The sequence below is a fragment of the Embleya sp. NPDC005971 genome, from assembly GCF_040629175.1.
Lineage (GTDB): Bacteria > Actinomycetota > Actinomycetes > Streptomycetales > Streptomycetaceae > Embleya.
In genome coordinates this window covers 26,223-40,708 of sequence record NZ_JBEXUX010000035.1, presented here as the reverse complement: position 1 = coordinate 40,708, position 14,486 = coordinate 26,223, and the positions used below count along the sequence as shown (strand labels likewise).

General features: G+C 72.0%; 10 protein-coding genes. 8 read left to right on the top strand and 2 right to left on the bottom strand.

Annotated features, from left to right (window positions below):
- The first annotated feature begins 19 nt into the window (after positions 1-19).
- The 3 genes from cydD to ABZ374_RS27740 all read left to right on the top strand — a co-directional run bounded on the left by cydD (position 20) and on the right by ABZ374_RS27740 (position 6,649).
- Positions 20-3,562, top strand: a complete 3,543-nt coding sequence (gene cydD / locus ABZ374_RS27750; RefSeq protein ID WP_360315710.1) for a thiol reductant ABC exporter subunit CydD — start codon at positions 20-22, stop codon at positions 3,560-3,562.
- 157 nt (positions 3,563-3,719) lie between these two features.
- Positions 3,720-5,471 carry a GAF domain-containing protein gene (locus tag ABZ374_RS27745; protein ID WP_360315708.1) on the top strand — a complete coding sequence of 584 codons (1,752 nt, stop codon included), beginning with the start codon at positions 3,720-3,722 and terminating at the stop codon, positions 5,469-5,471.
- A gap of 119 nt (positions 5,472-5,590) precedes the next feature.
- Positions 5,591-6,649, top strand: a complete 1,059-nt coding sequence (locus tag ABZ374_RS27740) for a medium chain dehydrogenase/reductase family protein (RefSeq protein ID WP_360315706.1) — start codon at positions 5,591-5,593, stop codon at positions 6,647-6,649.
- 37 nt (positions 6,650-6,686) lie between these two features.
- On the opposite strand, the gene ABZ374_RS27735 is transcribed toward ABZ374_RS27740, so the two are convergent.
- Positions 6,687-7,343, bottom strand: coding sequence for a response regulator transcription factor (locus tag ABZ374_RS27735; protein WP_360315704.1), 657 nt, complete (start codon positions 7,341-7,343; stop codon positions 6,687-6,689).
- A gap of 373 nt (positions 7,344-7,716) precedes the next feature.
- On the opposite strand from ABZ374_RS27735, the gene pdhA reads away from it, so the two are divergent.
- The 4 genes from pdhA (at position 7,717) to ABZ374_RS27715 (ending at position 12,720) form a co-directional block, all read left to right on the top strand.
- Positions 7,717-8,844, top strand: coding sequence for a pyruvate dehydrogenase (acetyl-transferring) E1 component subunit alpha (pdhA, locus tag ABZ374_RS27730; protein ID WP_360315702.1), 1,128 nt, complete (start codon positions 7,717-7,719; stop codon positions 8,842-8,844).
- Entirely contained in the window at positions 8,844-9,845 is a 1,002-nt protein-coding gene (locus ABZ374_RS27725; protein ID WP_360315700.1) for an alpha-ketoacid dehydrogenase subunit beta, read from the top strand. The genes pdhA and ABZ374_RS27725 overlap by 1 nt, the downstream gene beginning before the upstream one ends.
- A gap of 32 nt (positions 9,846-9,877) precedes the next feature.
- Positions 9,878-11,275, top strand: coding sequence for a dihydrolipoamide acetyltransferase family protein (locus ABZ374_RS27720; protein WP_360315821.1), 1,398 nt, complete (start codon positions 9,878-9,880; stop codon positions 11,273-11,275).
- A 107-nt stretch (positions 11,276-11,382) separates the two neighbouring features.
- Positions 11,383-12,720 carry an MFS transporter gene (locus ABZ374_RS27715; RefSeq protein ID WP_360315698.1) on the top strand — a complete coding sequence of 446 codons (1,338 nt, stop codon included), beginning with the start codon at positions 11,383-11,385 and terminating at the stop codon, positions 12,718-12,720.
- A 25-nt stretch (positions 12,721-12,745) separates the two neighbouring features.
- Here the strand turns inward: ABZ374_RS27715 and ABZ374_RS27710 are convergent, their stop codons facing one another.
- Complete coding sequence (locus ABZ374_RS27710; RefSeq protein WP_360315696.1) at positions 12,746-13,558, bottom strand: maleylpyruvate isomerase family mycothiol-dependent enzyme; 813 nt, start codon at positions 13,556-13,558, stop codon at positions 12,746-12,748.
- A 149-nt stretch (positions 13,559-13,707) separates the two neighbouring features.
- Between ABZ374_RS27710 and ABZ374_RS27705 the strand changes: the two genes are divergently transcribed.
- The gene (locus tag ABZ374_RS27705) at positions 13,708-14,481 is read left to right on the top strand and encodes a carbon-nitrogen family hydrolase (RefSeq protein ID WP_360315694.1); all 774 of its coding nucleotides are present in this window, start codon (positions 13,708-13,710) and stop codon (positions 14,479-14,481) included.
- The last annotated feature ends 5 nt before the right edge of the window (positions 14,482-14,486 follow it).

Here is a 14,486-nt window from a genome sequence, read left to right as displayed (position 1 = left end):
ACCGAGGAAAGAGCGGCTCGTGAAGCCTGTAGACCCGCGCCTGCTGACGCACGCCCGTGCCACCCGGGGCTTTCTGGCCCTGACGGTGTTGCTGGGTACGGCGGGCGCGGGTCTCGTGCTCGTCCAGGCGGGCCTGCTCGCGCGGGTGATCGTGGCGGCCTTCGAGGAGGGCGCCGCCGTCGGCGACCTGTGGCCGGAGCTGGGCCTGCTCGCGGGGGTGATCGCGGCCCGCTCGGCGATCTCCTGGCTCACCGAGGTGATCGCGCACCGCACCTCGGCGGCGGTGAAATCGCAATTGCGGTCGCGACTGCTCGCCCACGTGGTCGAACTCGGCCCGGCCTGGCTGAACAACGAGCGCTCCGGCGAGCTGACCACCCTGGCCACCCGGGGGGTGGACGCGCTCGACGGCTACTTCGCCCGCTACCTGCCGCAACTGGTGCTGTCGGTGACCGTGCCGGTCGCGGTGCTCGCGCGCGTGGTGTTCGGCGACTGGATCTCGGCCGTGACGATCGTGGTCACGCTGCCGCTGATCCCGCTGTTCATGGCGCTGATCGGGATGGCCACCCAGAAGTACATGGACCGGCAGTGGACGGTCCTGAACCGGTTGGCCGGGCACTTCCTGGACGTGGTCGCCGGGCTGCCCACGCTCAAGGTGTTCGGCCGGGCCAAGGCCCAGGCGGCGTCGATTCGCACGATCACCGACGACTACCGCCGGGCCACTCTCAAGACGTTGCGGATCGCGTTCCTGTCCTCGTTCGCGCTGGAGTTGCTCGCCACCATCTCGGTCGCGCTGGTCGCGGTCGGCGTCGGGCTGCGTCTGGTCGACGGCGAGCTGAGCCTGGAGACCGCGCTGGTGGTGCTGATCCTGGCGCCCGAGGCGTATCTGCCGCTGCGTCAGGTCGGCGCCGAGTACCACGCCAGCGTCGAGGGAGTCAGCGCCGCGGACCGGGTGTTCGCGGTCCTGGAGACCACCCCCGACGCACCGGCCGGATCCGCGCCGGTGCCCGACCCGCGTTCGGCCGAGCTGGTGCTGACCGGTCTGGGCGTGCGGCACGAGGGGCGGGCCGACGCGGCGCCCGCCGGGCTGGAGCTGACCGTACGACCGGGCGAGACGATCGCGCTGACCGGGCCGAGCGGGTGCGGCAAGTCCACCGTGCTCGCGGTGCTGCTCGGCTTCACCCGGCCGACGGCGGGTCGGGTCACCGTGGGCGGCGTGGACCTGGCCGAGTTGGACCAGGACGCGTGGCGGGCCCGGATCGCGTGGGTTCCGCAGCGGCCCTACCTGTTCGCCGGCACGATCGGCGCCAACGTGCGGCTGGCCCGCCCGGAGGCCGACGACGCCGAGGTACACGCCGCGCTGGTCGCGGCCGGCGCGGCGGACTTCGTGGCGGCCGCAGGGGGCCTCGACGCGCCGCTCGGCGAGGACGGCGCGGGCCTGTCCGCCGGCCAGCGGCAACGCCTCGCGCTGGCCCGCGCGTTCCTGGCCGACCGGCCGATCCTGCTGCTGGACGAGCCGACCTCGAACCTGGACGGCGACGGCGAGGCGGGCATCGTCGAGGCGGTCCGCCGACTGGCGGTCGGCCGGACGGTCGTGCTGGTCGCCCATCGGCCGGCGCTGCTGCCGTTGGCCGACCGGGTGGTGGCCGTGGGCGCGGGGGCCCCGGCGCAGGCGGCGCCCCAGGGCGCGCACCCGGCGGGCGCGCCCTCGGGGGTGCCCGCGGCCGAGGTCGAGGCCGCCCGGACGGCGGACGACGTCCCGGCCGTCGAGCAGCCCTTCGATGCCCTGCTCGCGGACCCGCCGGTCGCCGCCGGCGCCGGGCCCGGCCGCCGTCTGCTCGCGCTGGCCCGGCCGTTGCGCGGGCGCCTCGCGCTCGCGGTGTTGTGCGGAGCACTCGCGCTGGGCAGCTCGGTCGGTCTGATGGCCACGTCGGCCTGGCTGATCTCGCGCGCGTCGGAGCATCCGCCGGTCCTGACCCTGATGGTCGCGGTCACCGGCGTGCGGGCCTTCGGCGTCTCCCGCGCGGTGTTCCGCTACGCCGAGCGGTTGATCGGGCACGACGCGGCGTTTCGCATCCTGGCCCGGCTGCGGGTGCGGGTGTACGAACGCCTGGAACAACTGGCGCCGGCGGGACTGCCCGCCTTCCGCCGCGGCGACCTGCTCTCCCGACTGGTCGCCGACGTGGACGCGGTACAGGACTTCTTCCTGCGCGCGCTGCTGCCCGCCTGTGTGGCGGCCGTGGTCGGCGTGGGCGCGGTGCTGACCGTCGCCCTGGTACTGCCCGAGGCCGGCGCGGTGTTGCTGCTCGGCCTGCTGGCCGCCGGCGTGCTGGTGCCGTGGTTGGCCGGCCGGGTCGCCCGGCGGGCGGAACGCCGGGTCGCCGCGGTCCGCGGCGAACTCGCCGGCGCCGTGGTCGACCTGCTGCGCGGCACACCCGAACTGATCGCGGCGGGCCGTGCGCCCGCCCGGCTGGCCGAGGTGGACATGGTGGACGCGCGACTGCGCGCGACCGAGGCGGGGCAGGCCCGGGGCGCGGGCGTCGGGGCGGGGCTGGCCGCGCTGGTGTCCGGTGCGACCGTGTGGGCGTCCGCCGTGGTGGGCGTCGCGGCGGTGCACGCCGACCGGTTGAACGGGGTGCTGCTCGCGCTGGTGGTGCTCACCCCGCTCGCCGCGTTCGAGGCCACCGTGGTGTTGCCCGCCGCCGGCCGGCATCTGGAGGGCTCGCGGCGGGCGGCGGCACGGGTGTTCGAGGTGATCGACGCACCCGTGCCGGTGCACGAGCCGACCGCGCCGCGCGCGCTGCCCGCCGGGCCGCGCCCGTTGTCGGTGCGCGACCTGCACGCGCGCTGGACCCCGGACGGCCCGCCCGCGCTGGCCGGCGTCGACCTCGAACTCACCCCGGGCAAGCGGCTCGCGGTGGTCGGCGCGAGCGGGTCGGGCAAGACCACGCTGGCCAACGTGCTGTTGCGCTTCCTGGACCCGGCGGCGGGCCGGGTGACCCTGGCCGGCGTACCGATCACCGACCTCGCCGGGGACGACGTACGGCGGGTGATCGGGCTGTGCGCGCAGGACGCGCACGTCTTCGACAGCTCGCTGCGGGAGAACCTGCGGCTGGCCCGCCCGGACTGCGACGAGGACGCGATGCGCGCGGCGCTGGCCCGGGCCCGGCTGCTGGACTGGGTGGACACGTTGCCGCAGGGGCTGGACACGATGGTCGGCGAGCACGGCGCCCGATTGTCCGGCGGCCAGCGGCAGCGGCTCGCGCTGGCCCGCGCGCTGCTCGCCGACTTCGAGATCCTGCTGCTGGACGAGCCCGCCGAACACCTCGATCTGCCCACGGCCGACGCGCTGACGGCCGACCTGCTGGATGCGACCCGGGGCCGGACCACGCTGCTGGTCACCCATCGACTCACCGGGCTGCACGCGGTGGACGAGATTCTCGTGCTGGCCGAGGGACGGGTGTCGCAGCGCGGGACGTGGGAACGGTTGAGCAGCACGCCCGGCCCGTTCCGGGCGCTGCTGGACCGCGAGGACGCGGTGGCGGAGGTCGCGGCGCGGGTGTGAGGCGGGGGGCGGGTGCCGGCGCGCGTGCGAGTGCGCGTCCGGGTGCGCGTGCATCTGCGTGTGCGGACCGGCACCCGTGATCCGTGGGCGGGGATCCGTACGCGTGTCCGGGGTGATTTGCCGCTTTCATCAGTATTTGCCGACGTAGGCTGCACCCATGGTGAACGCGACGGGCAACGGCGCCGACGGCGCCGACGAGCCCGACGGGACGGATCGTTTCGGCCGCACGCCCGAAGCGTCCGCCCGCGCCTCGCTCGGCCTGGCGGACCTGGTGGCCGAGGTGGTCGAGCGGCTCGGCTCGGCGGCGGCGGCCGGGGACCGCCTCCAGGGTCTGCTCGAAGCGGTGATCGCGGTCGGCGCCGACCTGGATCTGCACACCACGCTGCGCCGCATCGTCGAGGCCGCGGCCGACCTGGTGGACGCTCGCTACGCCGCGCTCGGGGTGATCGGCAGCGAACACAACCTGTCCGACTTCATCACCGTCGGCATCGCCGCCGAGGACCGCGAGCGGATCGGCGAACTCCCGCACGGACGGGGGATCCTGGGCCTGTTGATCGACCACCCCGCACCGTTGCGGCTGGACGACCTGACCCGGCATCCGGCGTCCTACGGCTTCCCGCCGAACCACCCCGCGATGCACTCGTTCCTGGGTGTGCCGATCCGGGTGCGCGACGAGGTGTTCGGCAATCTGTACCTGACCGAGAAGCGCGGCCGGCCGGACTTCGGCGTCGAGGACCAGCAGGTGGTCCGGGCGCTCGCGGCGGCGGCCGGGGTGGCCATCGAGAACGCGCGCCTGTTCGAGAGCGCGGCCCGCCGGGAGAAATGGATCGTGGGCTCGGCGGACGTCACCACGGCCCTGCTGACCGCCCAGGACCCGGACGAGGCGCTGGCCGTGGTGGCGGAACGGGCGCGCAGCCTGGCCGAGGCGGATTTCGCCGCGATGTACCTGCCCCAGCCGGACGGTTCCTACCTGGTCGAGGTCACCTCCGGCGAGGACCTCGCGGGCCTGGGCGGCACGGTGGTCGCCGAGGGCAGCCCGATCGCGGAGGCGATCAACACCGGTCGCAGCATCTTCATCGCGGACATGAGCACCGATCCGAACGTGCTGCTGGACCAGTCCCGTTGCTTCGGACCGGGCCTGTTCGTACCGCTGATCGCCAGTGATCGCATCCTGGGCGCACTCGAGTTGGACAAGCGGATCGGGGCGGTCCCGTTCAACCGGACCGAGCGCTCGATGGCCCAGGCGTTCGGCGGCCAGGCGGCGATCGCGCTGATGCTGGCGAGCGCCCAGCGCGACCGGGAACGACTGGCGGTGTTCGAGGATCGCGACCGGATCGCCCGGGACCTGCACGATCTGGTCATCCAGCGGCTGTTCGCGACCGGGATGATGCTCCAGGGCGCGGCCCGATTGGCGAGGGTGCCGGCCGTGACCGTCAAGATCAACCAGGCCGTGGACGAACTCGACGCGACGATCCGCGAGGTGCGCAGCACCATCTTCGCGTTGCAGAACCCGCCGCGTGAGGGCCCGACCGGGGTCCGGGGTCGGGTGCTGCGCGAGGCGAGCGCGGCGGCCGGCCCGCTCGGCTTCGAGCCGACGGTCACCTTCGCGGGACCGGTGGATTCGAGCGTCTCGGACGAGGTCGCCGAGCAACTCCTGGCCGCACTGCGCGAGGTGCTCTCCAACGCCTCCCGCCACGCGCACGCCTCCAGGGTCGAGGTGAGCCTGGTGGTGGCCGACGGCACGGTCGACCTGACGGTCACCGACGACGGCGTGGGCATCCCGCCGGGCGGTCGGCGCAGCGGCCTGGCCAACCTGGCCGGTCGCGCGGCCGAGTTGGGCGGCCGGGCGTGGTTCGGGCCGGGGCCGCAGGGACACGGGACGACGGTGACCTGGTCGGTGCCGCTCTGAGGCTCCGGTCGCCGGCCGGAGCGGGCTCGCAAGTGCATGGGCAATCCCTTGACACGCTACTGGTACGCACTTAAGTTAGAGGTCATAACAAACACTAATAGTAATCACATGGAGTCGTGATGAATGCCAGCGCACCCGAGACCGCCACCGCCTCGGCCACCGAAATCGTGTTGCCGGGCATCGTCGAGCCCGCCGGCCTGGAGGTCCGGGTGCGTCCGGCGCCGGAGCCGGCGGCCGGAGAGGTGCTGGTGGCGGTCGAGGCGTCGGGGATCTCCTTCGCCGAGCAGCAGATGCGCCGCGGCAAGTACTACGACCAGCCGGCTTTCCCCTTCGTCCCCGGCTACGACCTCGTCGGCACGGTGGTGCGGGTCGGGCCCGGCGGCGATGCCGCGTTGGTCGGCCGCCGGTTCGCGGCGCTGACCAAGGTCGGCGGGTGGGCCAGCCTGGTGGCGCTTCCGGTCGCCGCCCTGGTCGAGGTGCCCGAGGGCATCGACCCGGCCGAGGCGGAGACGGTCGTCGTCAACGGGATCACCGCGTGGCAGATGTTGCATCGCATCGCCCGGGTTCGTCGGGGGCAGAGCGTGCTGGTGCACGGCGCCAACGGCGGAGTGGGCTCGACGCTGGTGCAGTTGGCCACCCACGCCGGTGTCCGGGTCATCGGCACCGCCGCGCCGCGCCACCACGACGCGGTGCGCGCCCTGGGCGCGATCCCGCTGGACTACCGGGACGCCGACCTGCCGGCGTCGGTGCGCGCCCTCGCGCCGAACGGCGTCGACGCCGTCTTCGACCACATCGGCGGTGCCGGGATCGCCGACTCGTTCGGGCTGCTCGCCCGCGGCGGCACGCTGGTCTCCTACGGGACGGCGGCCACCAAGAACGAGCCCGGCTCCTCCCGACTGCCCGTGTTCAAGCTGTTGGGCCGCCTCCTGTGGTGGCACCTGCTGCCCAACGGCCGGCGCACGCACTTCTACAACATCTGGGCGGGCAAGCGCCGCCCGGCGAACTTCCGAAACCGCCTGCGCGCCGACCTGACCGAGGTCTTCGCCCTGCTCGACACCGGCGCCATCACCGCCCAGGTGGCGGCCCGCATCCCGCTCGGCCGAGCGGCCGAAGCCCTGGCCCTGGCCGAGTCGGGCACCGTCACCGGCAAGGTCGTCCTGACCTCGGACACCCCCTGATCGGGCTCACCCGACCGAGCGATCGTCCCTTCCTCGTTCAGCGTCTCTTCTCGGCCTTCTGGCGGGCCACGTAGGCCGCGGCCTGGGTGCGGCGTTCCATGCCGAGTTTGGCGAGGAGGCTGGAGACGTAGTTCTTGACGGTCTTCTCGGCCAGGTGCATTTCGGCGCCGATCTGACGGTTGGTCATGCCCTCGCCGATCAGGTCGAGGATGCGGTGTTCCTGGTCGCTCAGGGCCTCCAGGCGGGCGTCGCCGCGCGGGCCGCCGCGCAGGCGTTCCAGGACGCGGGCGGTGGCCGCCGGGTCGAGCAGGGACTTGCCGGCCGCCACGTCGCGGACCGCGCCGACCAGGTCGGAGCCGCGGATGTCCTTGAGCACGTAGCCCGAGGCGCCCGCCATGATCGCGTCGAACAGCGCCTCGTCGTCGGAGAACGAGGTGAGCATCAGGCAGCGCACGTCGGGCAGTCGGGCCCGGATCTCGCGACACACCTCGACCCCGCTGCCGTCCGGCAACCGCACGTCGAGCACCGCGACCTGCGGCCGGGTCGCCGGGATGCGGACCAGCGCCTCCGCCGCGGTGCCGGCCTCGCCGACCACGTCGATGTCGTCCTCCAGGGACAACAACTCGTGGACGCCGCGGCGGACCACTTCGTGGTCGTCGAGGAGAAATACCCGAATACTTCCCTGATCGCTCACTTGTACAGGTTCGCACGCACACCTTCCGGCTGCCGGTTGATGCCCACGCGAGAGTCCGGGCGAGTCGGGACGGGTCCGACCCGCGCCCGTTTGTCCGGGAGCAACAAACAGTGCCGCCACGTTCGGGCCGGTCGCCACTACGTGCCGACGGGACTGGTGGGTAACGTTGCGGTGTGCGGTTTCCGAACCGCATGCCTGTGCGCAGGTGCCTCCCGGATTCACCCGGGAATTCCTAGGAAATCCTAGGAAGTACAGCCACCAATCGCCGTGTCTGCACATCAAGGTAGCCGCGCACACCCCGCGCGGAACCGGGCCCGGCGATCCGGACCCGGTCCACGGCGACCCCGCGGACCGGACAGACGGAGGAGAGAACGTGGCAGTGGACAGTACGGACGGAACATTGTTTCCGCCCGATTCCGGAGCCGGTCCGGAACTCATCCAGTTGCTCACCCCCGAGGGCGAGCGGGTCGAGCATCCCGATTACTCGATCGACCTGTCCGATGACGAATACCTGAGTCTGTACCGCGACCTGGTTCTGGTCCGGCGCTTCGACGCCGAGGCCACCGCGTTGCAACGGCAGGGCGAGTTGGGCCTGTGGGCCTCGTTGCTCGGCCAGGAGGCCGCGCAGATCGGGTCCGGACGGGCACTGAGTCCGAACGACTATGTGTTTCCCACGTACCGTGAACACGGCGTCGCCTGGTGTCGCGGCGTGGATCCGTTGAATCTCCTCGGGATGTTCCGCGGCGTCAACCACGGTGGTTGGGATCCGCGCGAGAACAATTTCCAGCTCTACACGATCGTCATCGGGGCGCAGACCCTGCACGGCGTCGGATACGCGATGGGCGTGCAACGCGACGGCAGTGATGCCGCGGTCGTCACGTATTTCGGTGACGGAGCCTCCAGCCAGGGCGATGTCAACGAGGCATTCACCTTCGCCGCGGTGTTCAACGCCCCCGTGGTGTTCTTCTGCCAGAACAATCAGTGGGCCATCTCCGAACCCACCGAACGCCAGATGAAGGTGCCGCTGTATCGGCGGGCCGCCGGATTCGGCTTTCCCGGAGTTCGGGTGGACGGAAACGACGTGCTCGCGTGTCTCGCGGTGACCAGGGCGGCTTTGGCCCGGGCCCGGCGCGGCGAGGGCCCGATGCTGATCGAGGCGTTCACCTACCGAATGGGCGCGCACACCACTTCGGACGACCCGACCCGCTATCGGCTGAATGCCGAACTGGAGGAATGGCGGCTCAAGGACCCGATCGAGCGGCTCAAGTCCTACCTGCACAAGCAGAGCATCGGGACGCCCGAGTTCTTCGCGGCCCTGGAGGCCGAGAGCGAGGAACTGGGCAAGCGCGTACGCAACGGTGTGCGCACGATGCCGGATCCGGATCCGGTGTCGATGTTCGCGCACGTGTACGCCGATGCGCACACGCTGGTGGATCGGGAACGGGCCGAGTTCGAGGCTTATCACGCGTCCTTCGTCGACGCCGGGGAGGACGGGCACTGATGGCTCCCGCACAGTCGACGGGCACGACCCGTCAGATGTCGATGGTGCAGGCGCTCAACACGGGGCTGCGCAAGTCCCTGGAGAGCGACCCCAAGGTGTTGATCATGGGTGAGGACATCGGCAAGCTCGGCGGTGTCTTCCGGGTCACCGACGGTTTGCAGAAGGACTTCGGCGAGGACCGGGTGGTGGACACCCCGCTGGCCGAGTCCGGCATCGTCGGCACCGCGATCGGTCTGGCCCTCGCGGGCTACCGGCCGGTCGTGGAGATCCAGTTCGACGGTTTCGTCTTCCCCGCATACGACCAGATCGTCACCCAGCTCGCCAAGATGCACGCCCGTTCGCTCGGCTACGTGCGGCTGCCGATCGTGATCCGAATTCCGTTCGGTGGCGGGATCGGCGCGGTCGAGCACCACAGCGAGTCGCCCGAGGCGTACTTCGCGCACACCGCGGGCCTGCGGGTGGTGTCGTGCTCGAACCCGGTGGACGCCTACTGGATGATCCAGCAGGCGATCGCCGCCGACGACCCGGTGATCTTCCTGGAGCCCAAGCGGCGCTACTGGACCAAGGCCGAGGTGGACACCGCCGCGACGCCGGCCCCGCTGTACGGCTCCCGGGTGGTGCGGCCGGGCGACGCCTGCACGGTGGTCGCCTACGGGCCGATGGTGGCGACCTGCCTGGAGGCCGCCGCGGCGGCGGCCGAGGACGGGCGCGAGTTGGAGGTGATCGACCTGCGCTCGTTGTCCCCGCTGGACTTCGACGCGGTCGAGGCGTCGGTCAAGCGCACCGGCCGGCTCGTCGTCGTGCACGAGGCCCCGTCGTTCCTGGGCATCGGCGCGGAGGTCGCGGCGACGATCACCGAGCGCTGCTTCTATCACCTGCAGGCGCCGGTGTTGCGGGTCGGCGGCTATCACACGCCCTATCCGCCGTCCCGGGTCGAGGAGGACTACCTCCCCGACCTGGACCGTGTGCTCGATGCCGTCGACCGCTCCCTGGCCTGGTGAGGAATCCCGTGTCCGAGGTGAAGAAGTTCCTGATGCCCGACGTCGGCGAGGGCCTCGAAGAGGCCGACATCGTCGTCTGGCACGTCAAGGTCGGCGACGAGGTCAGCGACGGCCAGGTCATGGTCGAGGTGGAGACCGCGAAGGCCCTGGTCGAGTTGCCGTGTCCGTTCGACGGGGTGGTGACCGAGCTCCTGGCCGCCGAGGGCGACACGGTCGCGGTCGGCGCGCCGATCATCGCGGTGGCGCCGGCCGGTACGCAGGTGCCCGCCGCGGCCGAATCGACCGGCGCCCGGGACCAGGCCCTCGCGGCGGATTTGGTGCCCGAACCGGCGCCCCGACCCGCGGCGTCCGAGCCGGCGCCGGCCGAAACGGCCGCCGCGGCGGAGAAGAAGGACACCCGCACGGCGGTCCTGGTCGGCTACGGCGTGCGCACCACGACCGGCCGGCGGCGGGCCCGCAGGACGGACACCCCCGCGCCGGCGGTGCACGCGGCCAACGGCTCGGGTCACGCGGGGCCGCCCACGTCGGGCTCGCCCGCCGGCGGCTCGATCGCGTTGGCCAAGCCGCCGGTCCGCAAGCTGGCCCGGGACCTGGGGGTGGACCTCGCGTCCGTGCGCCCCTCGGGCCCCGGCGGAACGGTCACGCGCGAGGACGTACACGCCGCCGCGCGCCCCGCGCCGGCCGCCACCCCGGCCGCCTTCACGGCGACCGGACCCGGCGAGACCATCGCGGGCGAGCGGCGCATCCCGGTCAAGGGGGTGCGCAAGGCGACCGCGCAGGCCATGGTGGCGAGCGCGTTCTCCGCGCCGCACGTCACCGAGTGGGTGACGGTGGACGTGACCCGTACGGTCAAACTCGTGCGCAAATTGCGCGAGTTGCCCGATTTCGCGGACGTCAAGGTGAGTCCGCTGCTCCTGGTCGCCCGGGCGCTGCTCGTGGCGATCGCCCGACACCCGGAGATCAACGCGTCCTGGGACGAGCCGAACCAGGAGATCGTCGTCCGTGATCGCATCAACCTGGGCATCGCCGCGGCGACGCCGCGTGGGTTGCTCGTGCCCAACATCAAGGACGCGGGCAGCAAGAGCCTGATCGCGCTGGCCGGTGCGCTCACCGAGTTGGTGGCCACCGCCCGGGACGGGCGCACCTCGCCCGCCGACATGGCCGGCGGCACGGTGACCATCACCAACGTGGGCGTGTTCGGGGTGGACGGCGGCACGCCGATCCTCAACCCGGGCGAGGCCGCGATCCTGGCGGTGGGCGCGATCCGGGAGCAGCCCTGGGTGCATCGGGGCAAGATCAGGCCCCGGCAGGTGACCACCCTCTCGTTGTCCTTCGACCACCGCATGGTGGACGGCGAGTTGGGCTCGCGTGTGCTGGCCGACGTGGCCCAGATGTTGGAGCGGCCGAAGTTGCTGTTCGTCCGCGGCTGACCTCGGGTCCGCCGCGGCGGGCGGACCGCCCACATACATACGGCCGAGCCCTTTTTCGGGGCCCGGCCGTATGTATGTCCGAGGGCGTCCCCTAATGTGTATGTACTGTGAAACCATCTGCGGACACAGCCCCCTCCCGGCTCGGTGGCAACATCGCCTGGACCATGTGGGCGGTCGCGGCTTCGGTATACGTCGTCGCGGTGTTCCACCGCAGCAGTCTCGGCGTGGCGGGAATCGACGCGCAGGAGCGGTTCGGTGTCTCCGCGTCGCAACTTTCGCTGTTCCCGATGTTGCAACTGCTCGTCTACGCCGGCCTGCAGATACCCGTCGGCGCGTTGACCGACCGGTTCGGCGCCAAGCGGGTGCTCGGCTGCGGCCTGGTGCTGATGACGGCGGGTCAGTTCACCTTCGCGTTCGCCCACGGATTCACCGGTGCCGTGTTCGCCCGGGTGCTGGTCGGCATGGGCGACGCGATGACGTTCGTCAGTGTGCTGCGGGTGGTGTCGGTGTGGTTCCCGACGAACCGGGTCGCCGTGATGACCCAGTTGACCGCGCTGCTCGGGATGGCGGGCAACCTGGCCGGCGCCACGCCGCTGGCTGGCGCGCTGCACGCGTTCGGCTGGAGCCGGACCTTCGCGGTCTCCGCCGGCGTGGGGGTGGTGGTGCTGCTCGTGGTGCTGCTCGTGCTGCGCGACAACCCCGGCGGGACGACCCGGGCGCGGCCGGTCGGCCGCCCGGGCATGTGGTCCCAGGTGCGCGCGGCGTGGGCCGAACCCGGCACCCGGCTCGGCCTGTGGGCGCACTGGGCGTGTGGGTGCCTGCCGCAGGTCTTCCTGATGTTGTGGGGCTTCCCGTTCCTGGTCGAGGGCCAGGGGCTGAGCAAGGGCACCGCGAGCGCGTTGTTGACCGTCGCGATCGTGATCAACATGCTGGCGTGCCTGGTGGTCGGCCCGCTGGTGACCCGCCGGCCGGGCAGCAGGTTGTGGTTGTGCGTGGGGCAGCCGGTGCTGGCCGTGGTGTTGTGGGCGGCCGTGCTGATTCCGGCCGAGCCCTCGCCGCTGTGGTTGCTGGTCGTGCTCGCGCTGGTGATCGGTCCGGGCGGCGCGCTGTCCCTGGTCGGCATGGAGTTCGCCCGGGACGGCAATCCGCCGCAGCGGCTGGGCACGGTGTCGGGCATCGTCAACGTCGGCGGGTTCGCCGCCGCGACCCTGTGCCTGTTCGCGATCGGCCTGGTCCTGGACCTGGTCGAGCCGGGCGGCGGCACCCACGGCCTGAACGCGTACCGCGTGGCGATGGCCGTCCAGGGTGTACCGCTGCTGCTCGGCGTGGTCCAGGTGCTGCGCTACGCCCGCAAGGTCGCCGGGCGAAGCCGCCGGGCCGAGCCGGTGTGCGTGGTGGCGGCGGGGCGCGTGCCGGAGCGGGAGAGCGTTCCCGACGCCGGCTGACGCCCCGCCCCGGCGACTCGCACGGTCAGGGGGTGACGGCCATGTTGTCCAGGATTCGTCGGGCCAGATCGGGGTCGCCCTCGACCTTGACGTCGGCCCTGGTCGCACCGACCCGGCCGCACATCAACCGGACGAACGTCTCCCAGTCGGTGGAGATCAGCACCAGCGGTCCCAGCGGCACTCGCCCGTCCAGCCGCCCCCGGCCGTCCTCGCCGACGGTGACCGTGCGCATGAACTCCACCGGCCCGTTCACGTCGAACACCACCGAGGCGCCGACCGGCGCCTTGGCGTCCTTGGCCACCACCCGGGCCAACCCGGCCAGCAGGAAATCGCGGGTGATCAGCGCGGCGGGCGAGTCGAGATTGCCCGGCACCCCGATCGCGCGCCGCACGTCCTGCTCGTGCACCCACACGTCGAACACCCGCTGGGTGAGCAGGAACCGGTACGGGACGCTGCGGCCCATGATGCCGCGCACCTCGTCCTCCGGCCCCCGGTCGGACTCGTCGAGCATGCGGCGCCGGCGCAGGATCACGTACTCCAGCTCGCCGGTCATCTCCGGCGAGGTGTGACAGCGCCGCACGTCCACGGGTATCTCCGTGTAGCGGCTGAATTCGTCGTGCACGTGCCGCAGATCGCGCGGCAGCGTGTGGATGGGCCGGGGATCGCCGAGCAGTTCCAGCTCGATCCCGATCACGTGCGACACGATGTCGCGGACCGACCAGCCCGGACATTCGGTCGCGCTGCTCCACCGACCCTCGGTCAGGGTGGAGACCAGATCTTTGAGGGAGCGGATGGAGTGCTCCCAGGCGTCGGCGTGCGTTTTCAGGTCGTTGGTCACGAACTACCTCTTGTCGCTGCGTCGCCGGTCGACTGGACGGGTGCGACCGTTGCTTTGACGTGGTCCCGGATCCTGGCAGGCACGTTACGCTGCAAAAGATCCTGCGGTCAGCCCGTTCGCGGGAAGCAAGCGGTGTAGGTGAGGGGAAAGTGCGCGTTTCGCTCGTACAACTCGACGTCGATCCGGCGGTGCCGGCCCAGGAGCGCCTGGCCGAGGTCTCGGCCCTGGTGCGCGGCCGGCGCGGCGACCACCTGGTGGTCCTGCCCGAGCTGTGGTTCCACACCGGCTGGGTCTACGACGGCTGGGAGTCGCAGGCCGAAGGCGTACGCGGACCGTTCGCCCAGGCCATGTCCCGCGCGGCTCGCGACGCCGGGGTCTGGCTGCACGCCGGCAGCATCATCGAGCGCGGCGCCGATCAAAACCTCTACAACACGTCGCTGGTCTTCGATCCGGACGGCACGCTGCGCGGCACCTACCGCAAGATCCACCGCTTCGGCTTCACCGGCGGCGAGGCCGCGCTGATCTCGCGCGGCACCGAGCTCACCCAGGTGCGCATGCCGTGGGCCGAGGTGGGCCTGGCGACCTGCTACGACCTGCGCTTCCCGGAGATGTTCCGGCGGATCCTCGACGCGGGCGCGGAGGTGCTGGTGCTGCCCGCCGCGTGGCCCGCGCGACGGGTCGAGCACTGGCGCGTGTTGTCCCGCGCCCGCGCGATCGAGAATCAGCTGTTCGTGCTCGCCTGCAATACGACCGGCACCCAGGGCGGCGAGGCGATGGGTGGGCACAGCATGGTGATCGACCCGTGGGGCGAGATCGTCGCCGAGGCCGGCACCGAACAGACCGTGCTCACCGCCGAGATCGACCCGGCGCTGGTGGCCAAGACCCGCGAGGACTTCCCGGTCCTGCGGAACCGGGTGTTCTGAGTCCG